17 protein-coding genes are annotated in these 20,010 nt (G+C 42.7%); 13 read left to right on the forward strand and 4 right to left on the reverse strand.

The features are described from left to right. Positions 1 to 27: 27 nt before the first annotated feature. From NST85_RS01070 to NST85_RS01120, 11 genes are all read left to right on the forward strand, one after another. Complete coding sequence (locus NST85_RS01070; RefSeq protein ID WP_127193207.1) at positions 28 to 1,074, forward strand: ABC transporter substrate-binding protein; 1,047 nt, start codon at positions 28 to 30, stop codon at positions 1,072 to 1,074. A gap of 191 nt (positions 1,075 to 1,265) precedes the next feature. Beyond that, on the forward strand, positions 1,266 to 2,372 hold the full coding sequence (locus NST85_RS01075; RefSeq protein ID WP_341188290.1) for a PdaC/SigV domain-containing protein: 1,107 nt from the start codon (positions 1,266 to 1,268) through the stop codon (positions 2,370 to 2,372). A 287-nt stretch (positions 2,373 to 2,659) separates the two neighbouring features. Then, positions 2,660 to 3,394: an HAD family hydrolase gene (locus NST85_RS01080; RefSeq protein ID WP_307400719.1), complete on the forward strand. Its 735-nt coding sequence runs from the start codon at positions 2,660 to 2,662 to the stop codon at positions 3,392 to 3,394. Positions 3,395 to 3,409: 15 nt separating this feature from the next. Beyond that, positions 3,410 to 4,267 carry a MurR/RpiR family transcriptional regulator gene (locus NST85_RS01085; RefSeq protein WP_341188291.1) on the forward strand — a complete coding sequence of 286 codons (858 nt, stop codon included), beginning with the start codon at positions 3,410 to 3,412 and terminating at the stop codon, positions 4,265 to 4,267. Between the two features lie 21 nt (positions 4,268 to 4,288). Then, positions 4,289 to 5,023, forward strand: coding sequence for an MBL fold metallo-hydrolase (locus NST85_RS01090; protein WP_341188292.1), 735 nt, complete (start codon positions 4,289 to 4,291; stop codon positions 5,021 to 5,023). Positions 5,024 to 5,044: 21 nt separating this feature from the next. Beyond that, complete coding sequence (locus tag NST85_RS01095) at positions 5,045 to 6,634, forward strand: ABC transporter substrate-binding protein (RefSeq protein ID WP_341188293.1); 1,590 nt, start codon at positions 5,045 to 5,047, stop codon at positions 6,632 to 6,634. Positions 6,635 to 6,654: 20 nt separating this feature from the next. Next, positions 6,655 to 7,599 (forward strand): ABC transporter permease, encoded by a 945-nt coding sequence (locus NST85_RS01100; RefSeq protein ID WP_341188294.1) that lies wholly within the window; start codon positions 6,655 to 6,657, stop codon positions 7,597 to 7,599. A gap of 4 nt (positions 7,600 to 7,603) precedes the next feature. Next, positions 7,604 to 8,422 carry an ABC transporter permease gene (locus NST85_RS01105; RefSeq protein ID WP_127193213.1) on the forward strand — a complete coding sequence of 273 codons (819 nt, stop codon included), beginning with the start codon at positions 7,604 to 7,606 and terminating at the stop codon, positions 8,420 to 8,422. Between the two features lie 12 nt (positions 8,423 to 8,434). Then, the gene (locus NST85_RS01110; protein ID WP_341188295.1) at positions 8,435 to 9,418 is read left to right on the forward strand and encodes an ABC transporter ATP-binding protein; all 984 of its coding nucleotides are present in this window, start codon (positions 8,435 to 8,437) and stop codon (positions 9,416 to 9,418) included. Beyond that, a complete protein-coding gene (locus NST85_RS01115; RefSeq protein ID WP_341188296.1) occupies positions 9,415 to 10,425 on the forward strand; it encodes an ABC transporter ATP-binding protein in 1,011 nt (336 codons plus the stop codon). Before NST85_RS01110 ends, NST85_RS01115 begins: the two co-directional genes overlap by 4 nt. Beyond that, positions 10,391 to 11,203 (forward strand): metallophosphoesterase, encoded by an 813-nt coding sequence (locus NST85_RS01120; RefSeq protein ID WP_341188297.1) that lies wholly within the window; start codon positions 10,391 to 10,393, stop codon positions 11,201 to 11,203. The genes NST85_RS01115 and NST85_RS01120 overlap by 35 nt, the downstream gene beginning before the upstream one ends. A 98-nt stretch (positions 11,204 to 11,301) precedes the next feature. Here the strand turns inward: NST85_RS01120 and NST85_RS01125 are convergent, their stop codons facing one another. Continuing rightward, positions 11,302 to 13,830: a beta-mannosidase gene (locus NST85_RS01125; protein WP_341188298.1), complete on the reverse strand. Its 2,529-nt coding sequence runs from the start codon at positions 13,828 to 13,830 to the stop codon at positions 11,302 to 11,304. A 198-nt stretch (positions 13,831 to 14,028) separates the two neighbouring features. Here NST85_RS01125 and NST85_RS01130 point away from each other — a divergent pair, with 198 nt between their 5' ends. Next, positions 14,029 to 15,123, forward strand: a complete 1,095-nt coding sequence (locus NST85_RS01130; RefSeq protein WP_341188299.1) for a LacI family DNA-binding transcriptional regulator — start codon at positions 14,029 to 14,031, stop codon at positions 15,121 to 15,123. A gap of 78 nt (positions 15,124 to 15,201) precedes the next feature. Here NST85_RS01130 and NST85_RS01135 read toward each other — a convergent pair whose 3' ends face one another. Next, positions 15,202 to 16,488, reverse strand: coding sequence for a Gfo/Idh/MocA family protein (locus NST85_RS01135; protein WP_341188300.1), 1,287 nt, complete (start codon positions 16,486 to 16,488; stop codon positions 15,202 to 15,204). A 129-nt stretch (positions 16,489 to 16,617) separates the two neighbouring features. Between NST85_RS01135 and NST85_RS01140 the strand changes: the two genes are divergently transcribed. Then, positions 16,618 to 17,445, forward strand: coding sequence for a helix-turn-helix transcriptional regulator (locus tag NST85_RS01140; RefSeq protein ID WP_341188301.1), 828 nt, complete (start codon positions 16,618 to 16,620; stop codon positions 17,443 to 17,445). A 47-nt stretch (positions 17,446 to 17,492) separates the two neighbouring features. Here the strand turns inward: NST85_RS01140 and NST85_RS01145 are convergent, their stop codons facing one another. Together NST85_RS01145 and NST85_RS01150 are read right to left on the reverse strand one after the other, a co-directional pair. Then, positions 17,493 to 19,253, reverse strand: a complete 1,761-nt coding sequence (locus NST85_RS01145) for a sensor histidine kinase (protein WP_127193221.1) — start codon at positions 19,251 to 19,253, stop codon at positions 17,493 to 17,495. Beyond that, positions 19,250 to 20,008, reverse strand: coding sequence for a response regulator transcription factor (locus NST85_RS01150; protein ID WP_127193222.1), 759 nt, complete (start codon positions 20,006 to 20,008; stop codon positions 19,250 to 19,252). The genes NST85_RS01145 and NST85_RS01150 overlap by 4 nt, the downstream gene beginning before the upstream one ends. Positions 20,009 to 20,010: the final 2 nt, after the last annotated feature.

Raw genomic sequence — 20,010 nt, forward strand, 5'->3', positions numbered from 1 at the left:
GCTTAGGAAAGAGAGGAAGATAAAGAATTGAAAAAAATGAGATGGGCTGGCCTTATGCTAGCAGTAATGATGGTGCTTACGTTGTTGTCTGGTTGTGGATCGTCTAAAGAGACGCTAAATATTTACAGTTGGGCTGATAACTTTGACGAGGAAGTTCTCAAGGAATTTGAGAAACAGTTTGATGTAAAGATTAATTATGACGTATTTGCCAACAACGAAGATTTGCTAGCTAAGATCAAAGCCGGAGGTAATGGCTATGATTTGATCCAGCCGTCCGATTATATGGTGGCAACGATGATTAAGCAGGATCTTCTGGAGCCGCTGAATAAGGACAATATTCCGAATTGGACGAATATCTCAGACACGTATAAGAATCCTTCTTTTGACCCTGATAATAAATACTCTCTTGTATACATGTCAGGTGTGACAGGAATTGCTTACAATACGAAGTATGTGAAGGAAGAAATCAGTAGTTGGGCAGATCTCTGGAATCCTGAATATAAGGGCAAAGTCATTTTACTGGATGATAACCGTGAGATGATTGGTATGGCGCTTAAAAAAGCAGGACTGTCGAACAGTACTACTGATGAGGCACAAATTACTGCGGCTGTAGACGACTTGAAAACTTTACTGCCGAGTGTATTAGCTTTTGATACAGATAACATCAAGCAGAAAATGATTCAAGAAGAGGGTTGGATTGCTACGGTATGGTCCGGGGATGCTTCAGTCATAGCCCAGAACAACCCTGATGTTGCTTTTGTGATCCCTAAAGAGGGTGGAACAATCTGGTCAGATAACTACGCTATTCCTAAAGGTTCGAAACATAAAGAACTAGCAGAGAAATTCATTAATTACATGCTTGACCCTGAAGTCAGCGCGAAAAATTATGAATCCATCGGATACAGTGACCCTAATACGAAGGCAACACCGTTTCACACTGAAGAATACAATAATGACAAGATGATTAACCTATCGGAAGAGGAACTTTCTCGCACCGAATGGCTAGGTGATGTAGGCGAGATGCTACAAGTCTATGATCGCTTCTGGACTGAACTAAAGAGCGGTCGAGAGTAATTTAATATTTCACTGAATAGAACCGGCTTCGCCGTCCTTAAAGGGATGGCAAAGTCGGTTTTTTGTTAAGTTGTAAGGATTTTAGTGATGAGTACATGCTTACGAATTGCCACTTCCGGCTGTAGGAAGCATTATTTTATGAAGGACGGGAAATAATTGGAGTATACAATTGAAGGGGGACAACGAAGAGAATGAAGTTGAGGACTACGATGATCTATAGATTGTTAGCGATCTGGATGGCAGTTTTGTTGCTAGGAAGTTTGTTAGTTATTCCTGCGGGAGCTTCACCGACAGTGGGAACGGAGCAGCAGGAGCCTGGTGCAACCCAGACAGTGAACGTCACTGTAAAAGGTAAGCCACTGAAGCAGCGTGGAATTCAAGGTGAAGAAGGGGTGCTGGTTCCGCTGGAGTTAATCCATAAAGGATTAAAGCTCCCGGTTAAATATGATGCTAACAACAAGGCTTATACGATTAGAAGACAAAATGTAACCGTGCAACTTCAACCTGGAGAGGGCGGGGCGAAAGCAACGGTCAACGGAAGTACGCAAATTTTCCCGTATGAGTGGAAGGAAATTGGCGGCAAGCCCTATGTTTCGGTTAAGGTGCTGACCGACCATCTAGGATATACTTCTCAGTGGAACGCGGCGACAAAGACATTGGATTTAGTGCCACACCGTATGAACGATATTAAGGTGAGCACTGTATCGATTATTAAATCAATTCCTGAGGCAACAATTAATGTACAGTATCCGCAGGTTAGCGGTTTGCGGAACAAGGCAGCCGAAAAACGAATAAATACGTTACTAAAGTCTAAGGCGGACACTTTTGTGGAAAATGCGCTTAAGGAGGCCAAGGCGAGCCAGCCTTCGCCCAATGGGAGCAAGTATGAGTATCTGGGCAACTACACCGTAACTTACAATAGAGATGGCATGCTGAGCATTTTGGAGCAGACTTATGCCTACACCGGAGGAGCACATGGCAATAGCGTCCGGGAAGGGCTTAACTTCCGTCTGAGTGATGGCAAGCTAGTGCCACTTGATGAACTGCTTCGTGCGAACCCGCAGTATCGGAATATCGTGGATCCTTCAATTAAGAAACAGTTTGAGCAAACCGAAGGTTATTTTGGCAACTTCACCACGATTGGTCCTAACCCATCTTACTACTTGAAGGACAATGGCGTCGTCATCTTCTTCCAGTTGTATGAGTATGTACCTTACGTTAACGGTTTCGCTGAATTTTACTTCCCGTTTACAGAGTTGCTACCCGCAGGGGCTAATCCATTTGACTTTAAAGTCTGACCCTACTGACGGAAAACGCAAGTAGATAAAAACGACAGAAGCTGTGCTCTAAGTAGACTTTCTACATGGAGGCAGCTTCTTTATTATTATGCACGGTTGCTTTCTCGCACTGAATATTCATAATTCAAACATTAAATCTCATGTAGATTTAATGTTTTTTTATTTATTTTGAATTTTAAGAGCTTTACGAAAAGCACAAATTAATTTAATTTTCGACAAATATTTTATATCTAAGATGAATGTGAAGGGAAAATAACATTTTGATAAGTATGAAGGAAATCCTACGAATGGGAGAAGTGGACGCAGCTATGATTCAGTACTTATGGTTCGACCTAGGCTACACCTTGGTCAAGACAAATCGGGAAGAGGTCTATCAGAAGACGCTGGAAAGGTTTGACGCCATCAGAACATTGGATGAAATTACGATGGCATATCATCGGGCAGATAAATTATTTATGAGGGAGTATCAAGGAGTTCTGGGCAAGGACAGCAAGGTGTTTATGCCCTGGTACACGGGAACTTTAAATTACTTCTTACAGCTTTCGCTACCAATTGAAGAGGTAATCCGGGTTCAGCTGGCTGTGGCAAAGGAACAACCGGTACAGTGGCAAGCTTTCGATTTTACCAAATCAACGCTTCATCATTTAAGAGAACTGGGTTACAAACTGGGTTTGATTTCTAACTGGAATCATACAGCACGTGAAGTACTTGCGCGAAACGGACTTTTAGAGGAATTCGATGAAATTATTATCTCTTCGGAAGTAGGGATTGAGAAGCCTGATTCGGCGATATTTGAATTGGCTTTCGCTAAAGGCAAGGTAACAGCGGAACAGTCCTTGTATATAGGTGACAATTATTACGATGACGTTAGGGGTTGTCAGAAGGTTGGCATGAACTGTCTGCTGATTAATCCTTATGAGAAACAGGGTATCGAAGAACTAGACTACCAGCATGTAATTCCTAACATCCAAGACGTGGTCTCTTACTTGGGGCACTCTCAGGTTCCCCTTGAAATTAAATAGTTTGGAGCAGTCAGGATGGCGACGATTAAGGATAGGATACAAGAGCAATTTGAAACTTTAAGTTCGGGGCAAAAAAGAGTAGCTCATTATATTCAAAATCATATGCAGGAAGTCGCGTTGCAATCAGCACATAAGATCGCGATGAAATCGGGGGTTAGTGAGGCTACAGTTCATCGGTTAGCCCAAGCCCTTTCGTACCCAAGCTTTTCTGGAATGCATCAAGATATCCAGCAATTTGTCCTTAGGGATCAACGTGCTGTTAACAATTTTGTCCAATCAACAAGTCAGCAAGAGGAAACGTGGTTAGAGAAGCACTTCACACAGGAGATTGAGAATATTCGTGAAACGATGCTGCAGGTGGATAAGGCGCAGATTCATCAGGTGGTCAAGTCGCTACTGCAAGCTGATCGGATATGGGTTGCTGGGTGGAGAATGGGTTTATCCGTAACTTCCTTTTTCAGTTTTGTTCTGAAATACATGTTAGGGAACTGTGAATTGATTCCTCAAGGAGGGGTTGCGGAATACGCATCTTATATTCAAAAGAATGATGTCGTGTTTGCATGCGGATTCCCAAGATATTGTACTAGAACATTGAAAGTATCCAAATTAGCGAAGGAGCAAGGGGCGACGGTTATCGTGCTTACCGACTCCATTCTCTCACCTTTTGCGAAGTTAGCTGATCTGACGTTATTGGCGCAATGCAAATCTACGGGGTTCCTGGATTCCTATACGGCATCTCTCTCGGTGGTTAACGCCATTATCAACGAAATTTCGTATTTGGAAAAAGATCGGGTGAAACACAACATTGAAAAGATGGAGCTTATGTTTCAGGAGTTCCAGGATAATTTCGAGTGGATGAGTAGAACGAAGTGATCCAGGGGGAAGGACATTGCGATGGAGTTAACAGTTATCGGTCATTGGGGAGCATACCCCGAGAAAAATGAAGCCACATCAGGCTATTTAATAGAGCATCAGGGAAGAAAAATTTTGTTGGATTGCGGGAGTGGTGTACTTTCAGGGCTGCAAAATTATGTAATGCTTGAGGATTTGGATGCGGTATTCATTACTCATTTGCACGCAGATCATATTGCAGATATGTATAGTTTGGAATTTGCCACCCTGATTCTAATGCAGATAGGAAAGCGTGCCTTACCACTGGATATCTATGTTTATTGTCAGGATCTGACCAAGCTTGATTTTTGTTATCCGGAATATGTGAATGTTCATCCCATTGATCTTCAACGAACTGTAGCTATAGGGGAAATGACCTTTACATTTGCTGAGAATGTTCACGATGTTCCAAGTTGTGCGGTTAAAGTCAATTCCGAGGATGGAAAATGTCTGGTTTATTCCGGTGATACAGGGTATTGCCAGAGCATTGTTGAGTTTTCACGAGGTTCGGATGTACTAGTGCTGGAAAGCAGCTTCTACAATATCCAAAAGGGTCTGAATAATGGTCATTTGACGGCTGGAGAAGCAGGGGAAATTGCTGCTATCGCTCAGACAGGACAATTGATACTAACGCATCTTCCTCATTATGGAGACCATAACCAACTGGTAGTTGAAGCCTCTAGCCATTACGACAGACAGATTCAATTAGCTTATTGCGGTATGAAACTGACTATTTAATTTAGAAAGGGGTTCTTAATCTTGACAACATTCAGGAAAAAATTTGCTCTTGGTATATCAACGCTTTCTATTCTGGCAATCATCATTTCGGGGTGCGGTAGTAACATGGGGTCAACAAACACTTCGAATGGTGCATCGGCTGAGAGTCAAACCAATACGGATCAGGCACAGAATACGGCTGGCCAGGCTAAGGCGGGTGGCGCGGTACGTGTTGCGATGACGACCGAGCCGGACAATCTTGATCCTTATCTATCCGCTGCGACGGATACCCAATCTATGATGGACAATGTATTTGACGGATTGTTTGAAGCGGGTGAGAACAGTGACCTGATTCCAGCCATTGCATCGTCCTATCAGGTGTCAGATGACGGATTGACTTATACCTTTACCTTGAAACAAGGCATTGTATTCCATGACGGTTCTGAGCTTACTGCTGAGGATGTGTACTACTCTTACGCTAAATTATCGGGTCTTAATGGCCAAGAGCCGCTATCATCGAAATTTTCTTCAATTGCGAGTATAGATACACCTGATGATTATACGGTTGTTATCCAATTGAAAGATAAGGATGCTGCCTTTCTAGCCGCCAATATCGTCGCGATTGTACCCAAGGATTATGAGCAACAGAGTGAACAACCGATCGGTGCTGGACCTTATAAGTTTTCTGAATATAAACCAGGACAACAACTTGTCTTAGAGAAAAATGAAAACTTCTATGATAAAGAGCATGCTCCAGTACTCGATAAAGTTGAATTCAAAATTATGCCTGATTCAAATTCAGCCGTACTGGCCTTGCAGTCTGGAGACATCGATATGATTCCAGGTATTACGGCACAAGGAGTACTTCAATTAGGCGACGGATATACAGTGGTATCTGGGCCACAAAATATGGTGCAACTCATGGCATTAAATAATTCCGTTAAACCATTAAATGATGTGAAGGTCCGTCAGGCGATTAACTATGCCATTGATAAGGATGTCATTATACAGACTGTTGCTGAAGGAAACGGGACGAAATTAGGTTCAAATATGAGTCCTGCCATGAAGATGTATTTTCAAGATGGCTTAGAAGATTACTATACGCCGAGTATCGATAAAGCTAAGCAACTATTAAAGGAAGCAGGCTATGAAAATGGATTTGATTTAACACTAACGGTTCCATCAAATTATCAATTTCATGTCGATACGGCTCAAGTCATCGCAGATCAGCTGAAGAATGTGGGTATTAAAGTCACTATTAAGCAAGTTGAATGGAGTAGCTGGCTAGAGGATGTATATAACAATGCCAAGTACGAAGCTACGATTGTTGGATTAACGGGCAAGCTTGATCCACATGAAGTATTAGGAAGATATGAAACAAACTATGCTAAGAACTTCTTTAAATTTAGTAATAGTGACTTTGATAAGTTAGTCAATCAAGGAAAGACAGAAATCGATGAGGTCAAAAGAGTTGATTTATATAAGCAAGCTCAGACCGTATTAACTGAACAGGCAGTGGCTGTCTATATCATGGACCCTAGCCGAACCGTAGCGATGAAGGGCAATTTGCAGGGCTTCAAAATGTACCCGGTGCAAAAATACAATTTTGCCGAGATGTACTACACAGAATAATAAAGTAGGGGAAATGATCCTTGAGATTTTATATTCGAAAGCTGGTTGCATTTGTTTCGACACTGATACTTGTTTCAGTTATTACCTTTCTAGTATTTCAAATCTTGCCGGGGGATCCTGCTCAAATCATTCTAGGTGTGGATGCAGACCCTCAGCAGATTGCCGCCCTGCGTGAAACTATGGGACTTGATCGATCAGCGGGAGAACGTTATCTAACGTGGATTAAGGATACGCTATCGGGTGATTTCGGGACTTCCATTCGTTATCACAGACCGGTAGCCGACATGTTAGTGGAGCACCTTCCGGTTACGCTATCGCTAGCTTTGTTTTCCCTGGGGTTGACCCTGCTCGTAGGGCTTCCCCTAGGGATCTATATTGCAAGAAAAGACGGTAAATTGTCGGCACTTCTCTTATCACTTTTTACTCAGCTTGGTGTGTCTATACCCTCATTTTGGTTAGCTTTTATTCTTATTTTACTATTTTCCGTAACGCTCAAACTATTTCCGACCTACGGATATACGCCTTGGAGTGAAGATTCGATTGGAGCGATCAAATCGCTGTTCTTACCTTCGCTTGCCCTGGCTATTCCGGGGATTGCCGTAGTGATTCGCTATTTAAGAAATACGCTGCTAGATCAATCTCGTATGGACTATGTACGGACTGCAAGAAGTAAGGGTCAACATGAGCAGGGAATCATGTATCGTCATATTTTACGTAATGCACTTATTCCGGTTATTACAATTGTAGGTTTATTAATTGCAGATACACTGGGAGGCAGTATCGTGGTTGAAAACGTATTTGCACTCCCTGGAATCGGGAGTTTGCTCGTTACCTCAATAGGTACAAGGGACTTACCACTGGTACAAACGATGGTGCTATACATTGCAATTATTGTCGTCAGTATTAACTTTATCATCGATATTCTCTATAAGGTCATCGATCCTCGTATTCGATTGAAAAGGTGAAGATATGAACTTTAAGCAATTATTCAAAAGTAAGCCGTTGGTGATAGGAAGTTCTCTAATTGGAGCATTGCTGATGCTGATGCTTATCAGTTTGTTCTATACGCCTTATGGACCTAACGAGATGAATCCTAGCATGCGTTTGGCGGGTCCGCAGCTAACTCATTTATTCGGGACCGATAACTTCGGTCGGGATATCTTCAGTCGAATCATGAATGGGGCGCAAACCGCATTTCTTATCGGTTTTAGTTCCGTGGCCATTGGATTAGTGTTTGGGGTATTGATTGGTGCGATTGCGGGGTATTTTGGCGGTTGGTTGGACGAAATTATTATGCGCATCATCGATGCCATGCTAGCATTTCCAGGTATACTGCTGGCGATTATGCTAGTATCCGTATTTGGCCCCGGGCTTAATAATACCATTATCGCATTGGGGATTATGAGTATCCCTTCATTTTCGCGGATTGCCCGTAGCGGCTTTATCCAGTACAAGGAATTTGATTTTGTCAAAGCATCTATAGCTAAAGGGGCAGGAGCACTGCGTATTATCTTTTATCATATCCTGCCGAATATGGTGTCATCTCTCGTTGTTGCGACTTCACTAAGATTCTCGGGATCGATTCTAGCGGAAGCAGGATTAAGCTATTTGGGACTTGGAGTACAACCTCCGAATCCAAGCTGGGGCAGAATGCTGAATGAGGCACAACCTTTTATGATAAATGCTCCTTGGTATGTCTTGATTACAGGTATGGTCATTACAATCATGGTTCTTGGCTTCAATTTAATAGGTGACGGAATTCGCGATCTTTACGACAGGAAGGGCTAGGGGGGACGATCAGTGGAGCCAGCTCTATTGGCAATGCAGGATATAGAAGTGGCATTTTCCGTTGGGAAGAAAGACTATCCTGCTCTGCAGGGCATCTCATTCGAGGTTCGGGAAAAAGAAGTGTTGGGTATTGTCGGTGAATCCGGTTGTGGAAAAAGTCTCACTTCATTATCAGTGATGGGGCTATTACCTGGTGCGGCTAAAATTTCAAAGGGCAAGATTGTGTTAGGTGACTCGGATGTGACTAACTTGACGGCGGAGGCCTGGTGCAAGATCAGAGGGAAACAAATATCGATGATCTTTCAGGACCCCATGACAGCCTTGAATCCGTTAGTACCCATTGGCAGACAGATTGAGGAGACCGTTCGGATTCATTCTGCTATCTCGAAAAAGGAGGCCAAGCAGCGGGCCCTCGAAATGATGGCCAAAGTGGGCCTCTCTAGAGTGGAGCAGCTATATCATGAATATCCTCATCAGCTATCCGGTGGAATGAGACAAAGAGTCATGATTGCCATGGCGCTCATTTGCGAACCGCAGCTGTTGATTGCCGACGAGCCAACAACAGCGCTGGATGTGACTATTCAGGCACAGATTCTTGATCTGCTTCGGCAAATGAACCAAGAGACAGGTACAGCAATTATATTTATATCCCATGATCTAGGAGTCATCCGTGAAGTATGTGATCGAGTGATTGTGATGTATGCCGGATATATCGTAGAGGACGCCCCTGTGGCGGAATTATTAGAAGCGCCCAAACATCCCTATACCCTCGGATTGCTACAGTCGATCCCTGATATAGAGAAGAGAGGTCAGCCCTTGTATACCATATCCGGACGCGTGCCGGCGATTACCGAGCGGTCAACGGGGTGTCCATTTGTGGGACGTTGTTCAAGTGCTTCCCCTACATGTGAACGAAGTGTTCCTGATCTTGCACCCGTGTCGGATACTCATCGTGTTCGCTGCCATCTGTATTCAGAAGTAGGTGAAGTTATATGACTGAACCTTTGGTCCGGGTAAAGTCCTTATCGAAACATTACGAGGTATCAAGACAAGGACTGCTGGAAGAGAAACAATATGTTAGAGCTGTGGACGACATTTCTTTTGAGATTGGTCAAGGGGAGACCTTTGGCTTAGTTGGTGAAAGTGGCTGTGGCAAATCAACAACAGGACAAATGCTGGTCCATCTGTTGCAGCACACGAAGGGGAACATCTACTTTGGTGAACGGAATATTACGGATATTCCGAAAAAAGCGATGAAATCACTGCGTCAGGAACTGCAAATTGTATTCCAGGATCCTTATTCCTCATTAAATCCGAAAAAACAAATCGGCTGGCTCTTAGAAGAGCCCTTAATTATTCATAAAATTGGCGACAAGACAACGCGGCAAAAAATGGTGGCAGAAGTGTTAGAGCAGGTTGGATTGGATCCAAGTTATCTCAAACGCTACCCTCATGAATTAAGTGGTGGACAAAGGCAAAGGGTAGGGATTGCCTCCGCCTTGGTCTTAAACCCTAGGTTTATCGTCATCGATGAAGCAGTGTCTGCATTGGATGTATCGGTTCAGTCACAAATTTTGAATCTACTGAAAGAATTACAGCAAAAACGCGGATTAACCTATCTTTTTATTTCGCATGATCTCAATGTCGTTCAATATATGAGCGATCGGGTAGGCGTTATGTACCTGGGAAAAATAGTAGAAATATTCGATGTCGAGTCAGGTGCTGAACCACTTCATCCATACACTCGGGCGTTATTTTCAGCTATACCCAATGTGAAAGGTGAAAGGAAGGAACGGGTCCTGCTAAAAGGGGATGTTCCTAATCCAATTCATCCGCCGAAGGGTTGTACATTTCACCCAAGATGCCCATTTGCGATGGAGAAGTGTAAGCAGGAGGCGCCAATATTACAACCGCATGATTCTAGTCATCATGTTAGCTGTCATTTATATGAGGAGGCGGAAGTAGCCGATGAAAATAGGAGTTATATCAGATCTACATGTTGACCTTAATGAGCAGCCCGGAGATTTACTGATTGAAGAGATATTGCTGCAAGTAGTTCGTTCAAGTGGACTTGATTATCTTATTATAGCTGGAGATATTTCCAATGATGTAAGTCGGAGTATTGCTGTTCTAAATATGCTTCAGGCAGGATCGGGTATTCCCGTGCTGTTCGTTCCTGGAAATCATGATTATTGGAGTAAAGATAACGGAGTGATGGATACATGGGAAATTTACAGACAGTTTCAATCCTTTGAAAGATGTCTAAATGAAAAACCGTTTGAGCTGGGCAACGATTGGGTCGTAATCGGAAATTCAGGCTGGTACGATTATACGATGGGTGAGCCGAAATACAGCTTTGAAGATTTCGAGAAGATGCATGCGATGGATCGGACATGGCAGGATAGTATTTATGTCAAATGGGGCATGGGTAACCGTGAAATCCACCGCTATTTCTATCAACATCTGGAGAATGAATTGGAGAAATACCGTAACAAGAAGATTATTATGGTGACGCATATGTTAACTCATCCGCATTTCAAGGCACCTATTGATCACCCGCAGTGGCAGTATTTTAACGCCTTCCTGGGAAGTAATGAGTATGCGACATTGTATCACAAATATCAGGTGCGCTATGGCATTATGGGACATGTCCATTATCGGAAAAGATATACCGAGCAAGAGACAGAGATGATCTGCGCCTGCCTAGGATATCGCAAAGAATGGAGCGGAACAGAAGCGATCAAAGAAATACAAAATTGTCTGCAGATCATTTCCATTTAGGAGACTTATTCGATGATAAAAAATATAGAAGCTGCCTCTAAGTAGAATTTCTACATGGAGGCAGCTTCTGTGTTTAATGGGGACATATCTTATCTAACTTATTTGATGAAATCTGCCATAGAACACACGGTCAGATTTTCCGCTGCTGAAGGAGAGAATGGCTTACCTTCCTTGCCCCTTGCCTGGAATTGTACAGTGACAGGTTGGCTTGGAATTAGGTCAAAGAAGTTGTCGCTAAAGATGCCTTCAGTTTGAGTGGACAACCATACTCCTCTGGCTAGAACATCACTTTCTAGCGTGTAGATTCCTGCAGCCTCATCATCTGCTCTGCATGTAATCTTTGCAACCGGAAGCTTACTCTCTTGAGTCGCTGTGAAAAAGTGCATTTTGCGATCCAGTACTTGATCGCCCTGCTCCAAGGTTGCCCGAAGCACGACTTCCTGATTGTCGCTGGTTCCTATCCACTCGGCTTTGTTTACAGACTTAACTAGCGTCGCGGAGTTTGGTTCCACACTTATTTGCTGCTCCAACGTCTTGAGCAATTGACCACCCAAATCAAATGATTCTATTACGAGCTTACCATCCAATGGGGTCAGAACATCGGACACAACATGAATATCTAAATTCTCGGTGCTACTGCTATCAATGGAGACCATGATGTCACGCATACTATTCTTAATATAATATTGGGCAGCTTTCCAGCGGCCGAAGTAATCCATACTCGCCCAAGAAGCTACCGGCCAACAATCATTGATTTGCCAGTATAGAGAGCCCATGCAATAAGGCTTGTTCCGGCGGTGGGCTTCGATCGCTGTCTTCATGGCTTCTGCCTGAAGGATTTGGCTCATGTAGAGGAAGGAGGAGAAATCCTTCGGCTCCGGTAAATACATATCCATATACTGTTTGATTAGTCGGTTACCATCATTATTGCGTTGGTGGCACAGCATGACAGCAGATTCCAGCTCCATATCAGAAGGCTCGGCATAGGTGTATACGGATTTCTCTTCCGGGAAGGACTGGAACCCGTACTCACTCATGAACCGTCCAACTTTAGCATTGTAATTCTCAAACGGCTCCGCTGCATGCCATACTCCCCAATAATGAATATCGCCCGTGCTAGATAATGCATGTGAATGCTGATCTTTATTCTCTGTTAAAGCTTGCAGCGGTGAGGAAGGCCAGTAGGCTACGTTGTGATGTAACTTGCCTACGGCTTCGGGAAGCAACTGATGGAAAATGGCTTCATAATCAGACCAAATTTGCTCTCGCTGCTGCTCGTTATAACTTTGCTTCCAGCCCCATCCGGCATGCTCGTCAAAATGTGCCCAAGCGGAGTCCATCTCATTGTTACCGCACCATAAGGCAATGGAAGGATGGTTCCGAAGTCGCTTGATATTCTCTTCCGCTTCGATCTGAACGTTGTGAAGAAAAGCTTCGTCTCCTGGATACATGCTGCAGGCGAACATGAAATCTTGCCACACGAGTATTCCGTATTCATCGCACAATTCATAGAATACATCTTGCTCATAGATGCCACCGCCCCATACGCGAAGCATATTCATGTTGCTTATAGCCGCACTGGCGATTTCGTGCTCGTATCTTTCTTTGGTCACCCGCGAAGCAAAGCTATCATTTGGAATGTGGTTAGCACCTTTAGCAAAGACAGGAATACCATTCAACTCGAAGTAAAAAGAACTACCCTTCTTATCCTTCTTCCGAATGAGGTTGATGGTTCTCAGACCGGTTCGTACAGTCCGTTCTGCTAATGAATTGCCCGCGTGATTAAATTCCACTTTGAATTCGTACAGATGTGGCTCTCCTAACCCACGTGACCACCATAGGTCAGGGTTAGTTATTTCGAATCCGTGATTGATGTGGTTGGTTCCCGGGGTGAGATCCACATTAAGCTCCCATTCTAAGCTTTTGGTAGACAGTTTAATTAAACCTGAGTAGGCCTGAGCGCTCTCCACTTCGATGACAGCAGTCAATTTCGCAAGCTGAGGAGTGACCTCTTTTTGCTCCATGTACAGATCGGTGATCTTCACTTCAGACCAAGCTTCTAAACGGGTTTCGCGCCAAATACCACTCGTGACAAATCGTGGACCCCAATCCCAGCCGTAATGGTAAGGGGCTTTACGTGCAAATATGCTGACCTTTTTATCGGCTAACCCTCCACCTTCCGACTGGTCGTTTGGTGCTGGTAAAGCGTACCCTAGAGCCTCAAGCTTAGGTAAGTCCTCTGCAATCGGTGACCGGAAAGTGATATGAAGCTGATTGTTACGGGGGTGCAATAAGTTATGTACATCTACACTCCAAGTACGAAACATATTATCAGCAGACAGCACTGCCTTACCGTTTAAAGTTACATCTGCATAGGTATCGAGACCTTCAAATATAAGCTCCACATGTCGATGATTCAACAAAGCTTCATCCGCATCAAATAAAGCTACATATTCCCAATCTTTCTTGTCGATCCACTGTACATTTTGTTCATTTGTTCCATTGAAGGGATCAGCAATAATTCCATTGTCCAGCAAATCAGTATGAACGCAGCCCGGTACAGTTGCCGGGAGCCACTCTGTATCGTCGCATGCTTTAAATTTCCAGTTATTCAGGATTAGTTTCATAGGTTCATTTCATCCTTCCGTTTTCGTTTGAAGTGACCTCATTATACAATGGTCCAAAATTAACGTAAACTATATTTGTGTTTATTTTGTTCATAATGTAAAGTTGGTGTAGATAAAGTAAAATATAAATGCTATTTTCATATTAAAATATACAATTAGTTAACAAATTGAACATTATTCATAAGGGGTTGTAAATCAGTGAAGAGGAAAATGACCTCACTTGATATTGCGAATCGACTTGGTTTGTCGCGGACGACGGTCTCGAAAGCTCTAAATGGAAATGAAGGGGTACCGGAATCAACGCGCGAGCGGGTGTTAAATATGGCAGCTGAGATAGGTTATAAACATTATGGCCGAGAAATAACTCCTGCCCTCGGTAAAAGTGGAAGAAATTCTGCAGTTGGATCAGGTACATCAGACGGCTCACTTGGAGCGCTGCGAACCATTGCTCTACTTATTCCTTCTGGGATAGGGATGTCGCAGCAAGGATACTGGGTGGATGTGCTCAGGGGAGTAGAAGAAACCGCAAGATATTATGGCTGTGCGATGGTGCTACACTTTATTTCGCCTCAGGACTGTAAAGAGTTGAAGATTCCGCATTCATTAAGTAACAGAGAGATCGATGGGGTCATTGCAGCGGGGCTGACCTCAAAGGATTATATTCATGCCTTGAAGGGATGGGGTCTCCCTACCGTGTTGATCGATTGTCATGCGGACTTTCAAACGAAGGATATGATTTGTGATACGGTTATGATGGAGAGTGAACAAAGTGTATTCGAACTTACAAGTCATCTAATCTCACTAGGTCATACATCCATTGGATTTATCGGTAATATCCAAAATTGCTTGTCCTTTAATGAACGTTGGTTCGGATTTACCAGAGCTTTAATTCATGCTGCATTGCCTCTGGAGAAGTCGTACTGTGCGATCGCGGATGTTCCAAGCCATTATTTTGACATTCGGGAAGTGGGAGATGCGCTTAGTACAATGCCGAAGCTTCCGAGCGCGTTGGTATGTGCGAACGATCTAGTTGCTAGACAGGTTATCAAGTGGGTGTCGTCCCAAGGGCTTCACGTACCAGTGGATGTATCCGTTACTGGCTTTGATCTGCTGAGCGATGGAGAAGATTCCGAATCGAAGAATCATTTGACTTCAGTAAGGGTGAACGGTAGCAATATTGGTGCTAGAGCTTTTGAACAACTGTTGTGGCGGGCCAATCATCGAGATCGTCCGGCTGAGAATATTCGTATTGCGTGTTCTGTGGAAATAGGGTGCTCAACCGCAACTATCTAAAAAAACAAGCCTGAGGTAGTTGAAGCTACCCCAGGCTTGGTATGAATTTAGGATCTTGATGTCCAACAGTACGGGCTCTTAATTTTGCCAGAGGTCGTCTATCTTCACAGGTTGTCCTGTACGGATGGAGCGGTTAGCCGCAATGCCAGTCATAATGGAGAGCGCTCCATCTATATGGGAAGCGGCACGATTGAAACGATCCTCCTGCTTCTTTTCAAAAATGTCACGAAGCATAACCGGATCGCCGCCGCCATGGCCACCAGCCCCTTGTTCAAACTCCACAGAATATGGTTCTTTGAAATGAGGGTAAATAACAATACTCATTCCTTCCAACGCGCCTTCATTCTCTTTTTTGCCCCCGGAATTCACATAGGACTTCTCTGTAACACGTACTTCCATACGTCCTTCAGTGCCATTGAAAACAATAATAAAACCTTCCCAAGGCATATAAGCGTTTAGTGAATAGTTCATCACTGTTTTGTTCTTATACTTGACCATTACGCTCATCGTATCTTCAATACTGATATTATCTCCGAACACGCTTTGATCGCGCTGGTACCCATCTTCATGCTCGGCATCTAGATACATACTCTTTAAATGCTCATTCTGATCAAGGTGTAAGGCAAAAGGATCATTCTGGGCAGCTTCACTGCCATATGCACGTTGATAAAAATCTGTGATACCACGTTTCTCAGCGTTCTCCTTGCCGTAATACCGCAGGTCGCCCATCGCAAAAACCGTATCCGGTTTGGAATCCAACCAGAAGTTCATCAGGTCAAAATGATGCGTTGACTTGTGTACAAGTAATCCCCCGCTATTACGCTTATCGCGATGCCATCTACGGAAGTAGTCAGCTCCATGCTCAGTATTCAGCAGCCATTCAAAATTCACCGAGAGAATTTCGCCAATCGTTCCATCCATAATAACTTCTCTAATCTTGGTATTATGAGGAGCATAGCGGTAATTGAACGTTACACGAAGATTTTGGCCAGTTCGTTCGATCGCATCAAATATTTCCTTGCATTTCTCCTCATCTGTGGTCATAGGTTTTTCTGAAATGACGTCACAGCCTAGTTCCATGGCGCGAATGATATATTTATGGTGAGTACGATCAATCGTACATACAAGTACAAAATCAGGTTTATGCTCCTCGATCATACGATCAAAATCCTCCGCTTTATAGGTAGCGACAGCATGATAGTTGTATTTGTCCACTAAAAGTTGATTGGCATAATTCATTCTCGTCTGATTGACATCGCATATCGCTACTAACTCTGAAGTTTCTTTATAAGTTGTAATCAATTCACTATAGAAAAATTCGGCTCGACCTCCGGTACCTACGATGACATATTTCTTTTTCGACAAGGTGATCACTCCATTTACTTTGATTTGAATCTATCTTATAGTATATGAAATGTGAAAATCTAAGCTTTTTCTAGTCGTTTCACTAAAAACTATGCATATTTTATCCTTTCAAAGAATGAGGTATGACTAATGAGTGCAGTGCCATTTTTTGAAATAGAGCAAATCAAGCGGACAGGGCAGTTTAATATGGACTCTGACCACTTTCATGAAACTTATGAAATCTATTATTTGCTGGCTGGTGAACGCTACTATTACATTAACAATCGTATTTACGCACTTCAGGTGGGTGATTTGCTATTTATTAATAAGAATCAACTGCACCGTACAACTAGTAAAGGGACTTCCAATCATGAAAGGATATTGATCAATTTTGATGATCTATTTATTCAGTCCGTGGTGGAGATGGGGGTCAATCGGTTGCCCTTGTTTCAGGGAGAGAGTTTTTTGCTTCGGCCTAGTGTTCATGAGCAAGGAAGGATTGTTGACCTACTCTACATGATGCTGCGAGAGCAACAAGAGGACTCACTCTGGAGTACCCCCTATTTGCAGGCCTTGCTTCTTCAACTTCTGATTATTCTCGGACGAATACGTGAGGAGAAGCCCGAACCTGTGCTCCCTGAAGACAATGAAACGCAACGAAGGGTATATGGCATCATTGAATACTTGAATACTTATTTTGCGGAGAAGCTGACACTTGAGGGGATCGCGGAGAATTTTTTTATCAGTGCAACGTATCTATGCCGTATTTTCAAGAAGACAACAGGGTTTACGGTTATAGAGTATATTAACTATGTGCGAATTAGAGAAGCGCAGGCCTTATTGCGGGATACTAATTGGAAGGTTACGAAAATTGCTGAGCAGACAGGTTTTGATAGCATTGCTCACTTTGGAAGGGTATTTAAACAGATTACGAAGCGTTCACCGCTGCAATATCGAAAGCAGAATAGACCTGAATGATAACGACCTGATGAAGGTGTAAGGACCGTAAAATTTGAGCGTTATGATCATTCATAACGCTCTTGCCGTATTGGAATTACAATTTCAACCATAGTACCCAAGCCGAGCTTGCTTCGGATGCGGAAATTATATTTATTGTTATAAGTTAACTTCAATCTCTTGTTGGTATTAAACAAGCCAACATGTTTCGTTCGTTCCTCATCAGACTCCAGCCGCTGTTGAATTTGACTTAGTCTTAGGGGGTCGATCCCAATTCCGTTATCAATGACCACGATAGAAAGCTGCTCTTCCTTTAGGGTTAGCTTGACTTTGATGAGTCCGAGGCCTTCTTTCTCCTTAATTCCGTGGTAGAGACTGTTTTCCAGAAGTGGCTGCAAGAGTAGTTTCATCGTATATAGCTTAGTTATTTCCTCCTCGTATTCAAAGATCACGTCAAACTTATCTTTATATCGCTTTTTTTGAATATTGATATAACTGATGGAATTGGCTATTTCTTCGCTCCAGGTTACGGTTTTAGTAGGGTTGCTGAAGGAGTAGGACAATAAGTCGGATAAGTTCTCAATCATCTCACTGACTTTATTAGGCTTCCCGGTCAATGCTACAGATTCCCAATATACCGAATGCAAGGTATTATACAGAAAATGTGGGTTGATCTGGGATTGTAGGGCTAATAGTTCCATTACCTGCAATCTATACTTTTTCTCCAAAAGTTGTGTTCGGATATACCGATGCTCGATAAAATGGGTGATCATATTTTGGATAATATAAGTATATTCATCCCTTACCTTTACGGGTGGCTTTGGTAGGACATGGGTGTCATCAGCTGACTTGATGAGCGTCCGAATCATCTTTAGCTGTTTATAATTTCGTCGTACTAAATAATAAGTGAGGAAAAATCCACACACTACGGATATACCTACAAATACAAGCGTAAGGTAAAGGATACGAGAAGGTGTCTTATACAACTCGGAATGAGGAATGACAGAGACATATTTCCATTTATAACGTTCGGATTCAACCTTGGTGATATTGACTTTCCCCTGTGATGTAGTCATATCAAACGATCCTGAAGGGTGATCAGCGATCCACTGAATATCTTTATCCTCAAAGAGCTCTTTATGTTGGTTGGAGAAGATGATGTTGTCTTCTTCATCCAACACAAACAAATGCTGACCTTGATAAGTTGTAATATCGTCTAAAATATTCTCGATGTATTTTGGCCGAATATTAAGAATAATTGCTGTTTTTTGCGGGACCAGTACATTATAGAAAGTAACGATAGGTGTAGGAGTTGTCTCAAACTCATAAAAGCGGATATCCCTTCGGGATGTCCATTTTTTTGCGGAATCAGTATAGTTCATAAACTGGTCATACCATGCCGTATCGTAAAAATGATCCAAAGTTACCAGTCCGTCGACGGAAGATAAAAATCGGTTATGCGGGTTGTCGACATAGAGATAAAATGATTGAATATAGGGTTTTGAGCTTGTAAAGGCATTCAAAAAGCTGGAAATGATCCTGTTCGAGGTCGAACTCTCATAGGTATAATATGGACTTTTAAGTATAATAGACAGCTCGTTAAATATATCCGCATTATCATAAAGGGCTAGATACAGGGTATCTAGTTCATTTAAAATCATTTCAAGTTGTGTTTGAGATTGGAGTAGCAGGAAACTGCTGTTTTGGTTAATATCAGCTTTGATGTCATGCTGTGTCGTAATGGTAGAGAGAGAACCAAGTATAATGATTGGAATAAGTAGTGGAATAAGAAAGGTGGCTAATTGTTTGATAAAGTACTTCTCTCTCATGGAGCGACTTGTCCATTTCTATATTCGCTAGGTGTCTTCCCATAATAGCCCTTGAATGTGCGTGTGAAATTTTTGGCATTGCTATAACCGATCATTTCACTAATTTCATAGGTTTTATAGCTGACATTTTGAAGCAGGTGGACTGCCATCTCCATCTTGACTTTTAGAAGGTAATCTGAGAAGTTCTGTCCCGTTTTTTGTTTGAAAAAGAAACTAAGGTAGTTGGCATTCATATGAACCTGTTTGGCTACTTCTTCAAGTGAAGCTTCGCTGTAATTTTCATTTACATAAGTCTTAATTTTATTGATAATGAGACTTTCATCCCCTTTAAGCCTATCTATCTCCAGCTTTGGAGGTCCCTCGTTAACCGTATTCTCAGTCTCGATATCTTCTTTAACCTTGATAAACACATCCATAAGAACGTGGTATTTGGCGGGCTTAAGCACATAGTTAGTAACTTTGTAATGAAGTGCTTTCTGAGCATATTCAAAATCACGGTAACCGCTAAGAAATACGATTTTGATATTCCGCTTGCTTTTGTATAGATTCTCTGCAAGTTCAATACCTGACATGACAGGCATCTTTATATCTGTAAGAACAACATCGACGCGTTCATCTCCAGCGATAAATTGGAGAGCTTCTTGTCCATTACTAACTTGACCGATAATATCAAACCCGACTTCATCCCAAGGGAAATAACTGGAGAGGGCTTCTCTCGTTTCAACTTCATCATCAACAATTAACAGGTTGTACATGA

Origin of the sequence: Paenibacillus sp. FSL K6-2524 (assembly GCF_038005525.1) — a bacterium.
GTDB lineage: Bacteria > Bacillota > Bacilli > Paenibacillales > Paenibacillaceae > Fontibacillus > Fontibacillus anaericanus.

Coding starts and splice junctions, on each gene's coding strand:
- NST85_RS01075 (WP_341188290.1), top strand. CDS start 1,266: ATGAAGTTGAGGACTACGATGATCTATAGATTGTTAGCGATCTGGATG.
- NST85_RS01080 (WP_307400719.1), top strand. CDS start 2,660: ATGGGAGAAGTGGACGCAGCTATGATTCAGTACTTATGGTTCGACCTA.
- NST85_RS01085 (WP_341188291.1), top strand. CDS start 3,410: ATGGCGACGATTAAGGATAGGATACAAGAGCAATTTGAAACTTTAAGT.
- NST85_RS01090 (WP_341188292.1), top strand. CDS start 4,289: ATGGAGTTAACAGTTATCGGTCATTGGGGAGCATACCCCGAGAAAAAT.
- NST85_RS01105 (WP_127193213.1), top strand. CDS start 7,604: ATGAACTTTAAGCAATTATTCAAAAGTAAGCCGTTGGTGATAGGAAGT.
- NST85_RS01115 (WP_341188296.1), top strand. CDS start 9,415: ATGACTGAACCTTTGGTCCGGGTAAAGTCCTTATCGAAACATTACGAG.
- NST85_RS01120 (WP_341188297.1), top strand. CDS start 10,391: ATGAAAATAGGAGTTATATCAGATCTACATGTTGACCTTAATGAGCAG.
- NST85_RS01125 (WP_341188298.1), bottom strand. CDS start 13,830: ATGAAACTAATCCTGAATAACTGGAAATTTAAAGCATGCGACGATACA.
- NST85_RS01140 (WP_341188301.1), top strand. CDS start 16,618: ATGAGTGCAGTGCCATTTTTTGAAATAGAGCAAATCAAGCGGACAGGG.
- NST85_RS01145 (WP_127193221.1), bottom strand. CDS start 19,253: ATGAGAGAGAAGTACTTTATCAAACAATTAGCCACCTTTCTTATTCCA.
- NST85_RS01150 (WP_127193222.1), bottom strand. CDS start 20,008: ATGTACAACCTGTTAATTGTTGATGATGAAGTTGAAACGAGAGAAGCC.